This is a genomic window from Brevibacillus brevis (assembly GCF_022026395.1).
Lineage (GTDB): Bacteria > Bacillota > Bacilli > Brevibacillales > Brevibacillaceae > Brevibacillus.
The window spans coordinates 5,902,718-5,918,048 of the sequence record NZ_CP041767.1; the positions used below are offsets into that span (position 1 = coordinate 5,902,718).

12 protein-coding genes are annotated in these 15,331 nt (G+C 46.6%); 6 read left to right on the forward strand and 6 right to left on the reverse strand.

The window, feature by feature from the left end; all coding sequences use genetic code 11:
- The first annotated feature begins 140 nt into the window (after positions 1–140).
- Together FO446_RS27785 and FO446_RS27790 are read left to right on the forward strand one after the other, a co-directional pair.
- Positions 141–1,004: an ABC transporter ATP-binding protein gene (locus FO446_RS27785; RefSeq protein WP_173610278.1), complete on the forward strand. Its 864-nt coding sequence runs from the start codon at positions 141–143 to the stop codon at positions 1,002–1,004.
- Positions 1,005–1,208: 204 nt separating this feature from the next.
- Complete coding sequence (locus tag FO446_RS27790) at positions 1,209–1,865, forward strand: DJ-1/PfpI family protein (protein ID WP_173610277.1); 657 nt, start codon at positions 1,209–1,211, stop codon at positions 1,863–1,865.
- Between the two features lie 89 nt (positions 1,866–1,954).
- Here the strand turns inward: FO446_RS27790 and FO446_RS27795 are convergent, their stop codons facing one another.
- From FO446_RS27795 to FO446_RS27815, 5 genes are all read right to left on the reverse strand, one after another.
- The gene (locus tag FO446_RS27795) at positions 1,955–2,944 is read right to left on the reverse strand and encodes a siderophore ABC transporter substrate-binding protein (protein WP_304502553.1); all 990 of its coding nucleotides are present in this window, start codon (positions 2,942–2,944) and stop codon (positions 1,955–1,957) included.
- 104 nt (positions 2,945–3,048) lie between these two features.
- A complete protein-coding gene (locus tag FO446_RS27800; protein ID WP_173610276.1) occupies positions 3,049–3,807 on the reverse strand; it encodes an iron ABC transporter ATP-binding protein in 759 nt (252 codons plus the stop codon).
- On the reverse strand, positions 3,804–4,745 hold the full coding sequence (locus FO446_RS27805) for an iron chelate uptake ABC transporter family permease subunit (RefSeq protein ID WP_237899615.1): 942 nt from the start codon (positions 4,743–4,745) through the stop codon (positions 3,804–3,806). Before FO446_RS27805 ends, FO446_RS27800 begins: the two co-directional genes overlap by 4 nt.
- Positions 4,742–5,695, reverse strand: a complete 954-nt coding sequence (locus FO446_RS27810) for an ABC transporter permease (protein ID WP_237899617.1) — start codon at positions 5,693–5,695, stop codon at positions 4,742–4,744. Before FO446_RS27810 ends, FO446_RS27805 begins: the two co-directional genes overlap by 4 nt.
- Positions 5,696–5,945: 250 nt before the next feature.
- Positions 5,946–6,710 carry a DUF4097 family beta strand repeat-containing protein gene (locus FO446_RS27815; RefSeq protein WP_221867270.1) on the reverse strand — a complete coding sequence of 255 codons (765 nt, stop codon included), beginning with the start codon at positions 6,708–6,710 and terminating at the stop codon, positions 5,946–5,948.
- Positions 6,711–6,908: 198 nt separating this feature from the next.
- Here FO446_RS27815 and FO446_RS27820 point away from each other — a divergent pair, with 198 nt between their 5' ends.
- The 3 genes from FO446_RS27820 (at position 6,909) to FO446_RS27830 (ending at position 8,584) form a co-directional block, all read left to right on the forward strand.
- Positions 6,909–7,583: a Crp/Fnr family transcriptional regulator gene (locus FO446_RS27820; RefSeq protein WP_087350557.1), complete on the forward strand. Its 675-nt coding sequence runs from the start codon at positions 6,909–6,911 to the stop codon at positions 7,581–7,583.
- Between the two features lie 87 nt (positions 7,584–7,670).
- On the forward strand, positions 7,671–8,033 hold the full coding sequence (locus FO446_RS27825; protein ID WP_015893867.1) for a carboxymuconolactone decarboxylase family protein: 363 nt from the start codon (positions 7,671–7,673) through the stop codon (positions 8,031–8,033).
- Between the two features lie 194 nt (positions 8,034–8,227).
- Positions 8,228–8,584, forward strand: coding sequence for a response regulator (locus tag FO446_RS27830; RefSeq protein WP_173610273.1), 357 nt, complete (start codon positions 8,228–8,230; stop codon positions 8,582–8,584).
- Between the two features lie 44 nt (positions 8,585–8,628).
- On the opposite strand, the gene FO446_RS27835 is transcribed toward FO446_RS27830, so the two are convergent.
- Complete coding sequence (locus tag FO446_RS27835) at positions 8,629–14,538, reverse strand: AAA family ATPase (RefSeq protein WP_237899618.1); 5,910 nt, start codon at positions 14,536–14,538, stop codon at positions 8,629–8,631.
- Positions 14,539–14,667: 129 nt separating this feature from the next.
- Here FO446_RS27835 and FO446_RS27840 point away from each other — a divergent pair, with 129 nt between their 5' ends.
- Positions 14,668–15,294 (forward strand): cupin domain-containing protein, encoded by a 627-nt coding sequence (locus FO446_RS27840; protein ID WP_221867269.1) that lies wholly within the window; start codon positions 14,668–14,670, stop codon positions 15,292–15,294.
- The last annotated feature ends 37 nt before the right edge of the window (positions 15,295–15,331 follow it).

Sequence of the window (15,331 nt, forward strand, 5' to 3'; positions counted from 1 at the left end):
TTCACACATGTGAGCAGGTTGGCTTTTTCATATTGAATTTGGCTTCATTCCGTTATATACTTTACCTTAGTGAAAATGATTATCATTGTCTACGTTTATTCATACATGTACATACTTTCCTAAAAAGGAGTTGGCCCATTGTGGAGCGCTTATACACGCAAAAGCTGGACATCGGATACGGTGAGCTTTCCATTGTCAAAGACTTGAACATCAGCATTCCTTCTGGAAAAATCACCGCCCTGGTCGGTGCAAACGGTTCTGGTAAATCGACGATCCTCAAAACTCTCGCGCGGATTATGAAGCCAACCGGCGGACAAGTATTTTTGGACGGAAAGTCGATCCATCAGCAATCGACCAAGGAAGTCGCCAAGCAACTTGCGATTTTGCCGCAAAACCCAACCGCACCCGATGGCTTGACCGTGTCTGAGCTCGTTACCTATGGCCGCTTCCCTCATCAAAAAGGCTTCGGTTCTTTGACCAAGGAAGACAAGGAAATCGTAAACTGGGCTATTTCCATGACCGGCATGGCAGATTTCCATGATCGTCCGGTTGACCAGCTATCCGGCGGTCAGCGTCAGCGCGCCTGGATTGCGATGGCCCTGGCGCAAGGAACGGACATCCTGTTCCTGGATGAGCCTACAACTTTCCTGGATATGGCTCATCAGCTGGAGGTTCTCAAGCTCCTGCAAAAGCTGAATGACGAAGAAAATCGTACGATCGTCATGGTCGTCCATGATTTGAACCACGCAACCCGTTATGCACAGCACATGGTTGCCATCTCTCGCGGTACCGTCGTCGCTGAGGGAAGCCCTGCTGAAGTCATGACGCCTGAGATGCTGCGTAAGGTATTTAACATCGAAGCAGACATCCTGACTGACCCTCGCACGGGTGTGCCGCTCTGCCTCCCATATGAGCTATGTCATGCTGTGGATCTAAAGCAACCTAACGAAAACACTACCCAACCTGTTTACACGCAAGAGCGCAAGCTGGTTGGAGCCAGATAACGGTTAGATTCCGCTAGCAAAAAGCCGGTTTTCACCACGTTTTACGGTGTAACCGGCTTTTTGCTATACCAACCGTTTATCTCTCCTCGTTACGTGGCTTAGAAAACCTTGCAGTTAGTCACAACTCAGACATACATATACCCCCTATATGTATGATAGTATTTGTTTGCAAGAAAAATATCCCATTTCAAAGGAGAGATCAGCATGAAGGTTGCCATCTTGCTTTTCGACGGCATCACCGCATTAGATGCAATTGGTCCATACGATGTATTCGCTGCTACGTTGAAATGTGAAGTAAAATTTGTCGCTAAGAAAAAAGGGTTAATCAAACTTGATTCCAATATGGGCTATTTACATGCCGATTACAGTTTTTCAGAAGTTACTTCCGCTGATATTCTTGTTGTTCCCGGTTGCAGTCCGCCCAATTATAAAACCCCTATGAATGACGAAGAAACTCTACAGTGGATTCGCCACATACATGAGACGACGAAATGGACTACGTCTGTTTGCAACGGCTCTCTGATTTTGAGTGCCGCAGGCTTGTTACATGGAGCCGTAGCCACTACTCATTGGGGGTCCTTCGAACTGCTCCAATCTCTTGGTACCATTCCAACAGAGGAGAGAGTCGTTCGTCAGGGCAAAATCGTTACAGCAGCCGGCGTTTCCTCTGGTATCGACATGGCACTCCAATTGGTTGCATGGGAATTGGGAGAGGATATGGGCAAAGGAGTCCAGTTGATTTTGGAATACGATCCCCAGCCACCGTTTGACTCGGGTTCACCAAAGAAGGCACCTGCTTTATTGGTTGAACAAATAAGAGGGATGTTACAAGAGTTTGCCAAGCGGGAGCCCCGAGTATAAATGAATCAGCACGTTCTAAAAAATGAAAAGGCGACAGCCCAGGGAATGCCTTACTCCCATGGGCTGCCGCCACTTTCTTTTCTAGCCTCTTACCATTTAACTTCTTTCAGAACTTCTTCTGCCATGCCAGCGGTGGATACCAATCCGCCACCAGACAAGTACCAGTTGCTAGAATCCAAGTAAATGATGTTGCCAGTTTTGAATGCTTTCGTGTTCTTAATCAGGTCGTTTTCTACCGTTTGCTGTGTAGAAGTAGACACTTCTTTATTCTTGGAAATCGCGTTTCCACGATCAATTACGAACAGGTAGTCTGGATCTTTTTCTGCGATATATTCAAAGGAAACGCTTTGGCCATGATTTTCTACAGAAATGTTTTTGTCTACAGGCGTAAATCCGAATTCACCGTGCAGGATACCAAAACGGGAACCGGCGCCGTAAGCGTTCAGCTTGCCTTCGTTAACCATCACGATCAGAGCAGTCTTGCCGCTTGCCGTTGCTTTTGCATTCAATTCTTTGATTGATGCATCGATTTTGCCCAGCTCTTCTTCTACTTGTGTTTCTTTACCGAAGATAGTACCCAATGTTTTCATGTTCTCTTTGAAAGATTCCATGTACTTCGCATTGTCTACACCCATGAAGATGGTTGGAGCAATTTTGTTCAGCTCTTCGTAAGCATCTTGTTGACGACCGGAAATGAAGATCACATCCGGTTTCATTGCATTGATTTTTTCAAAGTCTGGCTCTTTCAAACCGCCAACGTTTGTGTATTTCGCGTCTTTGAACTTTTCCAGGTACGCAGGAATGTTGGTAGACTGTGCAACACCTGCTACTTCGATACCCAATTTGTCCAAGGAATCCAGAACACCGAAGTCAAATGCTACAACTGTTTTTGGATTCTTTTTCAGTTTTGCTTCACCCAATTTATGCTTGATCGTAACTTCCTCGGATGTTTGTACAGCTTCCGGTGCTTTGGTTGCGTCCCCCGCAGTTGTTGCAGGAGCAGCGTTATTGGAGCCGCATGCAGCTGTGAATACAGCCAACAGTACTGCCATAAACAGCATGAGTAATTTTTTGTTCACTTCTCTCACCTCTATATAGAATGTAAAAGTATATAAAATTATTGATAGCTTGCTGATGAAACCCCCGGCAGGCCATCAAAATTTTAACGATAGGAAGATAGAGCTTACGCGAAATAAACGCATATTTTGTTCTGTTCAATGTCTTCAATATGGATATCCATGTCATAGACATCTTTCAAGATAGGTTGGGTGATGATTTCGTCTGTAGTGCCTTCCTTTACGACCTTGCCATCCTTGAGAGCGACGATATAATCCGAATAGACGGAAGCAAAGTTGATATCGTGAATGACAATGACAACCGTTTTGCCCCTTTCGTCTACCAAACGTCGCAGCACTTTCATGATCTGGACAGAATGCTTCATATCCAAATTGTTGAGTGGCTCATCCAAGAGGACGTATTCCGTATTTTGAGCAACAACCATTGCGATGTAAGCGCGTTGACGCTGACCGCCACTCAACTGGTCGAGGTACTTGTGTTGAATATCCGTAAGCTCCAAATACTGGATAGCCTCATCTACATACTTCCAATCCTCTTTTGTCAAATTGCCTTGTGAATACGGGAAGCGACCAAAGCTGACCAGCTCACGAATCGTCAACCGCACCGTAATGTGGTTCGATTGCTTGAGAATCGAGATTTTCTTTGCCAGCTCACTGCTCTTTGTCTGCCCAATCTCCCGACCCTCAATGAAAACCTCACCTTGATCCTTGGTCAACAGGCGACTAATCATCGACAGCAACGTACTCTTTCCGGCCCCATTGGGTCCGATGAAGGACGTGATTTTCCCCTTGGCAATTTTCACAGAGACATCTTCCACGACATATTTGCTACCATATAGTTTTGAGACATTCCGGACTTCGATCACGCTTTATTCTCCTTTAACAGAAGATAGATGAAGTAAACTCCACCAATAAAGTTGACAATGACACTAAGCGTCGTGGAGAACGCAAGTACACGCTCCACGATCAACAAACCGCCAACCAGTGCAATCACACTGATTAAAGCCGAGCCCACCAGCAAGTATTTATGCTGATAGGTTTTCATAAACTGATGGGCGAGATTCGCTACCAGCAGTCCGAGGAAGGTAATCGGTCCAACGAGCGCTGTCGCGATTGATACGAGAATGGCAATGACGACGAGGAACCGTTTGATGACAAAATCGTACGGAATCCCCAAATTAATCGCCTGATCCCGACCGAGTGATAACACATCCAAGTACTTGATGTATCGCCAGAAGTAAATCATGATACCGATGACCAGAACAAAGCTCGTGATCAACAGGTCTGTTTTTACATTGTTGAAGCTGGCGAACATTCGGTCTTGCACAACCAGAAACTCATTCGGATCAATCAACACTTGCATGAACGTGGACAAACTGCTAAACAATGTGCCCAAGATCAATCCGATAAGGAGCAGGAAATAAATGCTTTGCCCTTCCCTCTTAAACAGGAATTTGTAGAGCAAGCCTGCGAAAAGCACCATCCCACCTGTCGAGATCAGAAAGTTGACGTTGTTGTTCATCAAGGTGAAATGGGTGGAGCCAAAAACAAAGATCACAAATGTTTGGATGAACATATAGAGCGAATCAAGGCCGATGATGCTAGGCGTCAAGATTCGGTTGTTCGTGATTGTCTGGAAGATCATCGTAGAAAAGGCGATAATGCAACCGGTTAAAATGATGGCAAGAATTTTCTTAGCCCGCCGAGGAAGGACGTAATCCCAGTTGCCACCGGCGTCAATCATCATAAAAATGGCTATCAAAGCAATCGCCACTATCGACAGGGCAGCTATCTTCGCTTTCATTGTTCATATGCCTTTCTTCTCATGAGTAAGTACACGAATATCCCGCTGCCAATGACCCCAACCATCATGCCGATGGAAATCTCGTATGGGAAGATGATGAGGCGTCCCAGGATATCACAAGCAAGTACAAACACCGCGCCAAGCAAAGCGGTATGAGATAAGCTTTTTTTCAGGTTATCTCCCAGGTAGATCGTAACCAGGTTGGGAATGATCAGCCCCAAAAACGGGATTGTCCCTACTGTGAGAATAACTACCGAGGTCACACAAGCGACAATGACCAGTCCAATGTTGACGACATGCTTGTAGTTCAACCCGAGGTTGATGGCGAACTCTTCACCCATTCCGGCAATGGTAAACTTGTTCGCATACAAGTAAGCGATAATCACCAGCGGAATGCTTATGTACAAAAGCTCATAGCTGCCTTTCATAATGGTGGAGAAATCTCCATGCAACCAAGCAGACATGTTTTGCATCAGGTCATGCTTATAAGCGAAAAACGTCGTGATGGACCCGACGATGTTTCCAAACATCAGTCCCACTAACGGGATGAAAATGGAGTCTTTAAATTTGATTCTTTCGAGAATCTTCATAAAGACAAAGGTTCCAAAGAGAGCAAATGCAAAAGCAACGAGTAGCTTCACCCAGGAGCTCGCATCGACGAATACCAAGAGTGAAACCAATATTCCGAATCGAACGGAGTCCTCTGTCCCTGCTGTCGTCGGAGAAACGAACTTGTTTCGGGTTAGCTGTTGCATGATCAATCCGGCGATACTCATGCTGACCCCTGCGATGATAATACTGATCACACGCGGAATCCTGCTAATCCATAGCACTTGCACTTTGTCATCTGTGAGATTGAACAGATCCCACGGAGATATATCTTTCACGCCAATAAAAAGTGAAACGAACGATAGCAAAATCAGTGCTACAACCAAATATCTCTTTTTCATCGCGTCCCTACTCTTCTTACTTTTTCATGGAGTAATGTCCCGTATTGACTCGAATATTTACCAAAGAGAATAATTCTCATGATCATTAATAAAGAGATTCATTCTCAATTAGAACTACCTTTGTTATATTAGCACTTCTTTATCGGAAGGGAAAGCTTTTTTTCATTAGTCGGCTAATTTTTTCCTCAGCCTGTCAAAATACCGCCACGAACAAGAAAACCGCCAGGGCAAAAACCCTGACGGTCCTGATTTATTTGGATGTGTACGAGCCTGTTACGTTTTGAACGAATCGATCTCCGCTCCCGTCATTCTCAATCAGCACATTTCCTTCGACTGTATCAATGACAATATCGCCGCTTTGGTCCGATATCGTAATATCACCCTTATGCTTCCTAATATACATATCACCGGATTGATCGTGAATCGCTACGTTTCCACCCGTATTTTCCATGACGATCTCACCTGAATCGTCTTCGATCAGTTTGAGGGCTGACGCGTCCTTGATCTTAATATCACCGGACTGGTCACGAATCTCTACCTCTCCGTTCGTATTCGTTAATTGAATATCACCAGAGTCATCCTCAATCGTGAGCTTTCCTGTTAGATTCGTCATGTCAATATCTCCTGATCCATCGGTAAGGGCTATCGGCAGCTTGGCTGGAACGATTACCGTTATCGTCATATCCACAAAGTTAAAACCGATATCTGTGTTCACTTCGGATCGTAGTGTTGCGTTATTCCCATCCTTCTCGAGTGTAAGGATGATTTCTTCGGGTTTGACATTTTTCGATTTGATTTCAGCCTCTACATGAATCGCGGTTGCTTTCTCATCACCTTTGACGATCAAATCGCCTGAATCGGTCACAATATTCAACGCCTCGATGGACTCCGCAGGTAATTCAAGCTGTCTTTTTTCTTCTTCAACCTTGATCACGTTATTGTTGATCGTGCATCCGGCCAAGCCAATTCCCACAGCAATAAGGCCTACTCCTATCCACTGTTTCACTTGTTTCATCTGTTTCCCCTCGATACTGGTTATTTTTACAAGATAAGTTCTATAACATCATAGCAAAACAGCGTAGAAGGGAAATCAGGCTGCAGGGTTGTTCTCTCGTCAGTCCGCAGACGGATATTCCATTGTAGAGATCCCGTCTTTTCCCTACACTACAAGTAAGCATATTTCTCTAATTGAGTTGTCGCGGAGGGTAAAACAATGGACTTGAATCGAATCCAACTTGTGACGGATGCTTTTCCGTGCTTTTCCCTTGTTCCGGAAGCCGCATGGCGCCATCCTGACATAACAGTGGAACGCTTTTCTCCCCAGCTTACGATGCAGCAGGGTCATCTGTTTGCCCATGCCGCTTTTGTATTGTCAGGCAAGGTCCGCATCTATATCATCAGCGAGTCAGGACGTGAGGTTACGTTATATCGGGTACAACGCGGGGGAGTCTGCGTCCTCATGATGGCCAGTATTTTAGGTGAGACGGGCTATGAAGCATCCGCACAGCTAGAAGAGGAAACCGAGCTGCTGCTTTTGCCTGTAGATGTTTTCAAAGACTGGATGGATCACTATAAGGACTTGCGTCAGTTTATTTACCGGAACATGATCAACCGAATGGTCTCCGTCACATCTCTGGTCGAGGATATCGCGTTTAAACCGATCAACGCCCGCATCGCCGAATTATTGCTCCGTCGTACCACAGATTCTCACAATCATCTTTCCATCACCCATGAAGCGATTGCCATAGAACTCGGAACTGCCCGAGAGGTAATCAGTCGGTCACTCAAGGAGTTTGAAAAAGCCGGGTGGCTTCAGTTAGGCCGAGGCCGAATCACAGCTATTCGCCGTGATGCCCTCCAGGAAAAACTTTTTCCTAGTGATTGGTGAGATTGGTGAGTAAGTTACAGAAGCAACCATTTTCTCTCTCTACAATAAAGTCGTAGTGACTACCCATGAAAAGGGAGAGGATGTTTCATGTCAAAAGCACGTTCGTATTATGAATCAGCAAATTTGTCGCATATCCCAGAATTGATGAAATTGGCGCCTGACGCTGCCGCTTCTTATTTTTCTTTCGAGCGGCAAATCTACCAGCAATCCCACCAGCTTCCGGTCAAAACGAAAGAGTTGATTGCCATTGTGGTCGCTCACGTGACTGGCTGCCCTTATTGCATCGATGTTCACGTCAAAAAGTATAAAGAACTGGGCGGCACCATGGAGGAAATTATGGAGGCTCTACTGGTTGCCGCAGTGACACGTTCCGGTGCTATCTTAAGTCATGGGGTCAATGCCTTGCTCGCCTATCATGATGCTCCTGGCAAGCCAGATTGCTTTTGCTAACCGAATACATGACCCATCTGGAAAAGCTAAACAAACGAATCCAGTTTCATCAAAAGCTGGAATTCGTTTGTTTTTTTGTATGTTTGCACACTTTTGATGATCAAATGATTGCGACATTTTTCCTATCAGTGTTATGGTAAAAGCAGGATGATCACTTACCAAGAATTACTAACCGTTTCGAAACAGGAGGATTTATGGCTCGTATACTGATAGCAGACGACTCCCTTGTAGTACGAGATTACATGAAAATCATTTTGGAACGGGCGGGCCATCAAGTCATTGCAGAAGCGACGAATGGGTTGGACGCCTATCAAAAGTATACGGCCCACCTTCCCGACGTGGTGACGATGGATATCAATATGCCAGGAATGAATGGCATAGAGACCGTCAAAAAAATCATCGGCACCTTCCCCGACGCCAACATCATTATGGTCAGCACCAACGGATTAAAGCCGCTCGTTTTTGAAGCAATCAACGCTGGAGCGCGCCATTACATTCTAAAACCGATCGATGAAGAACGACTTTTGGCTTCCATTACGAATTCGCTTTAGTCGATCAACCAAAAAAACTGAGGCACTGGCGCCTCAGTTTTTTTCTATGTTTCTAGCGGGATTCGGAAGGTAAAGCGGGTGCCTTCTCCGTTTTGGGTATGAACCTGAAGGGTTCCTCCCAACTGCTCAACCTCTTTTTTGACAATGGACAGGCCAATTCCTCTGCCCGATACGAGACTTGCATGTTCTTGTACCGTAACATGCTCAGCCAATGCCAGCCTTAGCTTCTCCATATCTCCCCCACGCCCATCATCACGAATCATGACGCACAGGGAAGTATCCTCTTGCCAAATGCGGCATTGAATCTTGCCGCTGCGTTCCTTTCCGCATGCCAATCGTTCTTGCTCTTCTTCCATTCCATGATCGATCGCATTGTTGAAAATGTGAACCAGGCTCCTCGCAAAATTCTCGAATCGCTCCGGATCGACCAATACTTCTTCCGCATCCCATTCGACCCGATCGATCGTCTTATTCAGTCGGATGGCAAGCTCACTTACATAGTCTTCGTACCGGGACAACAGGTCCTTCATGGGACGATAGCGCAGCTTGCGGATGCGGTGGAGCAGCTCCTGCTGAGCTTTCCCCTGTACCAAACTGGTGATCTCCTGCTCGAAGCTTTCCCATTGCTCTTTTGCAATGGTGTACACATGCTCGTTATGGTCCAGGAATCCGATCCCGAGCTTGTGCTGCATGATCGACAAATCCTGTTGCATCGCAGCTTGAACCTCTGCGAATGACTGCTGGGCGCGCGCATCCTTGTCGGACAGGTGTTGTTCCGACTTTGCCCATTGAATCAACCATGACTCCAAGTCATGCAGCTTTTGCGGTGTATGAATCAAGTGTAATTGGCTGAAGTCACCCTTAAACTGATGAATCTGAGCGACCAATTTGAATAGTTTCTCGGATTCCGCTATGTCTTCTCCGAGGACCCGCTTCCACCCTTCCTCAAAGAAAGCGTCAAAAGCTCGCAGTACCTTTTGGAAGAGCGGGAGGCTAATCGCTACCGTTACGACCATATTCAACCTTTGCCATTCTCGCTCCATCTTTGATTTGAGCGCCCGCTGCTCACTCATATCTGTCAGGATCAGCATCAAGCCCTCTGGCGAATCCCGCCGATCTTCATAAATCGGCTTGCATGCCAGCTTCAACGGCATTTGATTGATCTGGATTTCTGTAGGAAACAGACTGAGATACAGCTCTTTTTGCCCTTGGTCCTTGGCTTCAAAGTACTTTTCCAAAAGAGATTCAATAAATACGCTGTCCTCTGGACGATCCGGGTAAAGCAGCTCTGCGACCGATACCCCAGCCAGTTCTCTGCCAAAGATCCGTAGACATTCCCGACTGTACTCAGAATGGACCAGCAGATTTCTGGAAAAAGAAAGGAAGCCTTGTCCCGCATTGTTCAACAGATTTTTATTCGCCTGCAAAAGTGCCTGAATCTCATTGGTACGCTCTGTCACGATCTTTTCCAAGGATTGATTCCATTGCTCCAATTGATGATACAGTCTCGCATTTTCAATAAAGATCGCAATTTGCGAGAAGATCAGTCTGAGCGGCTCTGAGCGTTTTTCGTTGAACACATGTGTCGTCTCATTGTTCTCCAAATAAATGACACCGATCATTTTTCCTTGCTGCCATAGCGGGGAGCATAGAATCGATTTCGGCTTGTGCTTCGCAATGTACGTATCGCGGAAAAAGACACCTTCAACCGAAGCATTGTGGAGCACCAGCATCTCTTCTGTACGAATCGTGTAATTCACGACAGCCACAGAAAGCATTCCGCTATGCTCATATGGGACAGACTGCATGATCTCCACGTCCAAATCGACAGAGCCTGCCGCTTCGATGAGCCAGTCACCATCTTTTTTCAGCAAGAGGATTCCTTTCTCCGCACCTGCATTGCTCATCACCGTGCGCAGCATCGTCGCCAACAGCATTTCCAATCGGAGCTCGCTAGCAATCGTTTGCGACGCCTTGATGACACTCATTAAATCGACGAGGTCTGCTGTCTGGTCAGTCGTGGCAATTTCGGCGGAAGCTCCCAGGCTTCTAACCCGTTGCAAAAGATAAGGGTACCGTTCCCCAATCTCCCGTGCCTTGGCGACCGCTCCCCATAGCATGTAAACCTCGTGCGCCTCCGTCATGTACGCCTTCGCAATCGTTTCGAGTCCAAGTGCCAAGTAATGCTGGGCGGCCAATTCATTTGCCATTGCCTCGTTTTGCAAGAAAGCATCCTTTTTGGCGAGTTGAACCGCCTGTTCGTAAAAAGGACCCGCTTCTTGTTTTTTCTCAGTGACACGCAGCCACTCAGCATACATCAGCAACCACTTGTGCTGAAAATTTTCCGGGCATTCGTTTGCCCACGTCTTCATCTTTTTGAGATTTGCTTTGATTTTTTTCCCGTACTTCGATTTTTCCTGTCCGTTGGCGTTCTCATAGAGCCCCGTCAATGCCAGTGTTTGCATAAAAACTTGCTGGCTGACAAGTACTTGTCCGCTGACTGAATCCATCCATTGCTCCGCTTCAGCCAGCAGCTGGGCTGCCTCCAGATGGTTCCCGTACATGAGGTGAACCATCGATTTATAGTAGTGGTACATGTACCGCTTGTAGCTGTTTCCTTCTTTTTTCAGGTTGCTTACATAGGCAACTTCGTCAAAGCCATCATGGCAAAACGCCGTTCGTTCATTGTCCGTCCACCTTGTAAAAGCATGCAGCGCCTGGCGCAATAACAGGAGCCGGTCATCGTGATCAACGACCTTGATTTGTTGAATCATATCGCTGTATTCCTCGATTTGCTGCTCCAATTCTTCCACTGGCACACCACAATAGAGCATGGCCTCCAAAAGACCATGGGCATTGTAGGCAGCATAAATGTTGCCTCCGCCGTCCAAGCCGAGCTGAATCGCTTTTTTCAGGAGAGGGATGTTCGTCCGCGCATGCTCGCACCAGTGGTTGATGAGTAGGGCAAACGCGCCATACGCCTTCGTCATGGCAATCGGATCGGCGAAGCTGTCTGCCACACGGCAAGCCAATTGTCCAAATTCGTACGCCTCTCGATAATTTCCGAATTGAGCAGCTTGTACGATCCCGTAACCGGTATAACCGTTTGCCGAAGCGACCGCGTTTCCGTGCACGAGCGACAGATGAAGGGCACGCAAAATCGTTAAAGCAAACCAATTGAGATTGACAAAGTAAGCAGATGGCCCGGCGTAGCTGATGATGCTCATCGCCATCTGATAATTTTCATCGGGAACATCCGGCAAATACAGCAACTCATCTATTTTCCGGCCCTTGAGGCGGCGCTTGATGTGAAACATTTCCTTAATGATATCGAGCTTGCCAGGCTTTTTCGGAATCGGTACGCCCAATAACCCCAAGGCTTCGCTTGCGATCTCCATGACACGCGGAAATTCAGCCAGTCGCGTATACATGCGAATTTCCATTTCCAAAATGCGTACTCGTTCCAGGTCGGTCTTGGCATGCTGCATCCCGCGTTCAAACAATTGTTTGGCCTCATCCAATTGGTTACAGAGGTACGTCGTCTCCGCAGACAACGCACACAACTCCATGGTCAGATCATGATTGCGCTGCCAGCCCTCTTCCCCCACCAGCTCGAGACCGCGTTGGAAATACTGCAAAGCCGACTCAAATGCCGCAGAGGATTTCGCTTTTTGTCCAGCGATCAAATGACAGTGCGCTACATGCATGCGCTCCGCCTGATCCTCCAGCATATCTTTGCCCCGATACATATGATCGCAAATTTCGAACAGGAAGCCGGATTCGCTTCCTTGGGACATTTCCCACATCATTCTGCCCAGCTTGACGTGAATCTGTCCGCGCTCTGCCTCTGCTAACAACGAATAGGCGGCCTGTTGAATGCGATCATGCACAAAGCGGAAACGAATCCTCATCTGAGACGCCACTTCTTCTTCCACGAGCGCCGCGTAGGTCAGATATTCCGCTCCTTCAATCGGATAGATGAGACCTTCCTCAATCGCAGGCGATATATGCTGGATGGCTTCTGACTCCGTTTGATTCCGTGACTTGGCTATCAAATGAAGCAAAAACGAATTGCCCAGACAAGCAGCATAAGCGAGCTGTTGCTGAGTAGAATCAGGCAATCTTCTCATTTTTTCTACGAGAAGATCGGCCACATTTTCCGTTGTACCCAGCTTCTCGATTTCGGCCAAATCCCATTGCCAGCTCCGCTCTTCTCTCCCATACCACAACAAGTTCCGATCATACAGCGTCTTAATGAATTCTCTTACATAAAACGGATTTCCGGCTGTTTTTTGCATGATAATCGTAACCAGCGGCTCCGTCATGTCTGGATCACTATGCAAGGTATCCGCTACTAACGAATTGAACTCATGTTCTCGAAGCGGCAATAACGTAAATTGGCGCAAAATGCGGCTCTTAATGCCTGTCTCTGTCAAAATGGCAATCAACGGATTCATCACACTGCCATCATGCTCACGATAAGCGCAAATCAATAGAAAATGACTGATCTGCATATCTGCAACCAACTCTCGGATCAGGAACAGCGAAGAAGAATCCGCCCATTGCAAATCATCCAGGAACAAGACGAGTGGATGCTCCGGTCGCGCCCAAATCCGAATAAAGCGTTGCATCACCCATTGAAAGCGATTTTTTGCTTCCGCTGCAGGCAACTCAGGTACGGCAGGCTGTTTGCCGATCACTGTTTCAAGCTGTGGAATGACATCCACGATCACTTGACCAAGTCCTTGCATGGCGTCGAGTATCATCTCTCGCCAAGCGAGCAACTCACGTTCGTGGCCTGCCAATAACTGCTTGATCAAATCCTGAAAGATTTGAATGACAGCGGAATAAGGTACCGCTTGATTATATTGATCGAACTTTCCTGAAACAAAACGTCCTCGGCCTCTCAAAAACGCTTTTTGGGCTTCCAGCACGAGAGCAGACTTACCCACACCTGCCGAGCCACTGAGGAGAACCATCCTCGTAGCGCCGTTCGTGACTTGCTCAAATGCATCGATGAGCATCTGGATTTCTTGCTCACGTCCATAAAGCTTCTCTGGAATCCGCAAGTGATCAGCACGGTCTTCCAAAGCAAGCGGAAAAGGCGTAATCAAACCGTTTTGTTCAAGCTGGTCATAGCAGCGCTGCAGGTCTGCCAGTAAGCCAGACATACTAAAGTAGCGATCCTCTGTATTTTTTGACAGACACTTCATCACAATGTCCGATAGAATCTCTGGAACGGATGGTTTTACACTGGAGGGAGCGAGCGGCTTTCTCGCCATATGAGCATGTATGAGTTCAAGCATGTCCGAAGTTAAAAAGGGCAGCTTTCCAGTCAATAACTCGTAGAGCGTGACACCAAAAGAATAAATATCAGAGCGGTAATCGACGGTGCGATTCATTCGCCCCGTCTGCTCCGGCGAGACGTAGCGAAGATTTCCCTTCCATTCTTTTGGATTCATCACACTTTGGTATTCCTGGTGGCATTTCGTCGCCAAACCAAAGCTACCAAGCTTCACCTCATAGGTATCAGGATGAACCAGGATATGATCGGGATTTACATCCTTATGAATGATTCCGTGCTGATGGATTTCTCTCAAGCAGGAAGCCATGCGAACCGCAAGGAAGAGCATCTCCTTTAGCGACAGTCCTTTCATTTTCATAAGCAAGGAGAGCGGCACTCCCCCGAAATCTTCCGTAATCATTACCGTCTCACGGTTGTGATTAACGAGTTCGATGATCGTTTCCACTGCATGGGATTCCAATGATTGAAGAATGCGATATTCATGCTTCAGTTTCCACAGAGATTCTTTATGGGAAGGTCCTTCCATCGGTACCTTGAATAAGACAGGGAGATTGTCGTTATTTCTGTAACCCCGATAAATTCCCAATTTTGAATGAGTGGAAAGAAACTCTGCCACCCTATAACCTGGAACCACGATCATGCCGCTCATACTATCCACTCCATCTTTAGGTAGAACATCCTATCTTTTTAATTGTTGCCCCGGAACAAATAATCTATATTTAATCTATATTCTGTCTTAATATAATCTCTTTTTACTATTTTTCAAGGAGGTATAGTTTTGTCAAATCTCAGCCGCAGTGTAAGTAACCCGCACAATAATGAAGTGGTCACCTTTTTAAAGACAACGGAAGAAACGAATGGCGAATATTTATTATTCCGTACCGATCTTCCACCGGATAACGGGATTTTTCTACACTATCATACAAAACTTGTCGAAACCTTTGAAGGTGTAATTGGAAATTTAGAGGTAACCATTGACGGAAAAAAAGTAATCCTGAAGCCGGGAGAGAAGCTGAATATACCAACAGACAAGGTTCATGGGTTCCACAATCCCTCTAACGAATTCGTCAGCTTCCATGTCGAAATCCGGCCAGCCGGTACTTTTGAAGCGTTTGTCCGCTGTGGATACGGGCTCGACACAGACGGGCGCAGCTTTTATTTGCCGTTTATCAAGCAATATATCCCGAAAAATATTCTCCTATTGGGAACGATCTTTCAGATGGGGCAGTTTTACCTCCCAATCATTCCGCGCTTCCTGCAAAAAGGCATGTTTGCTGTGCTCGCTGCATTGGCTCGTTGGACAGGCTCAGATAAGTCTTTGGAAAAATACTACAAAACCTCTTCGGCTGCATCAGTCTCCCATTCCGAAGTCGAGCGAACAACGCAAGAAACGTTGCAAGGATAAAATGAGAAAGACACCATTGGGAATACTCCAGCTTGGT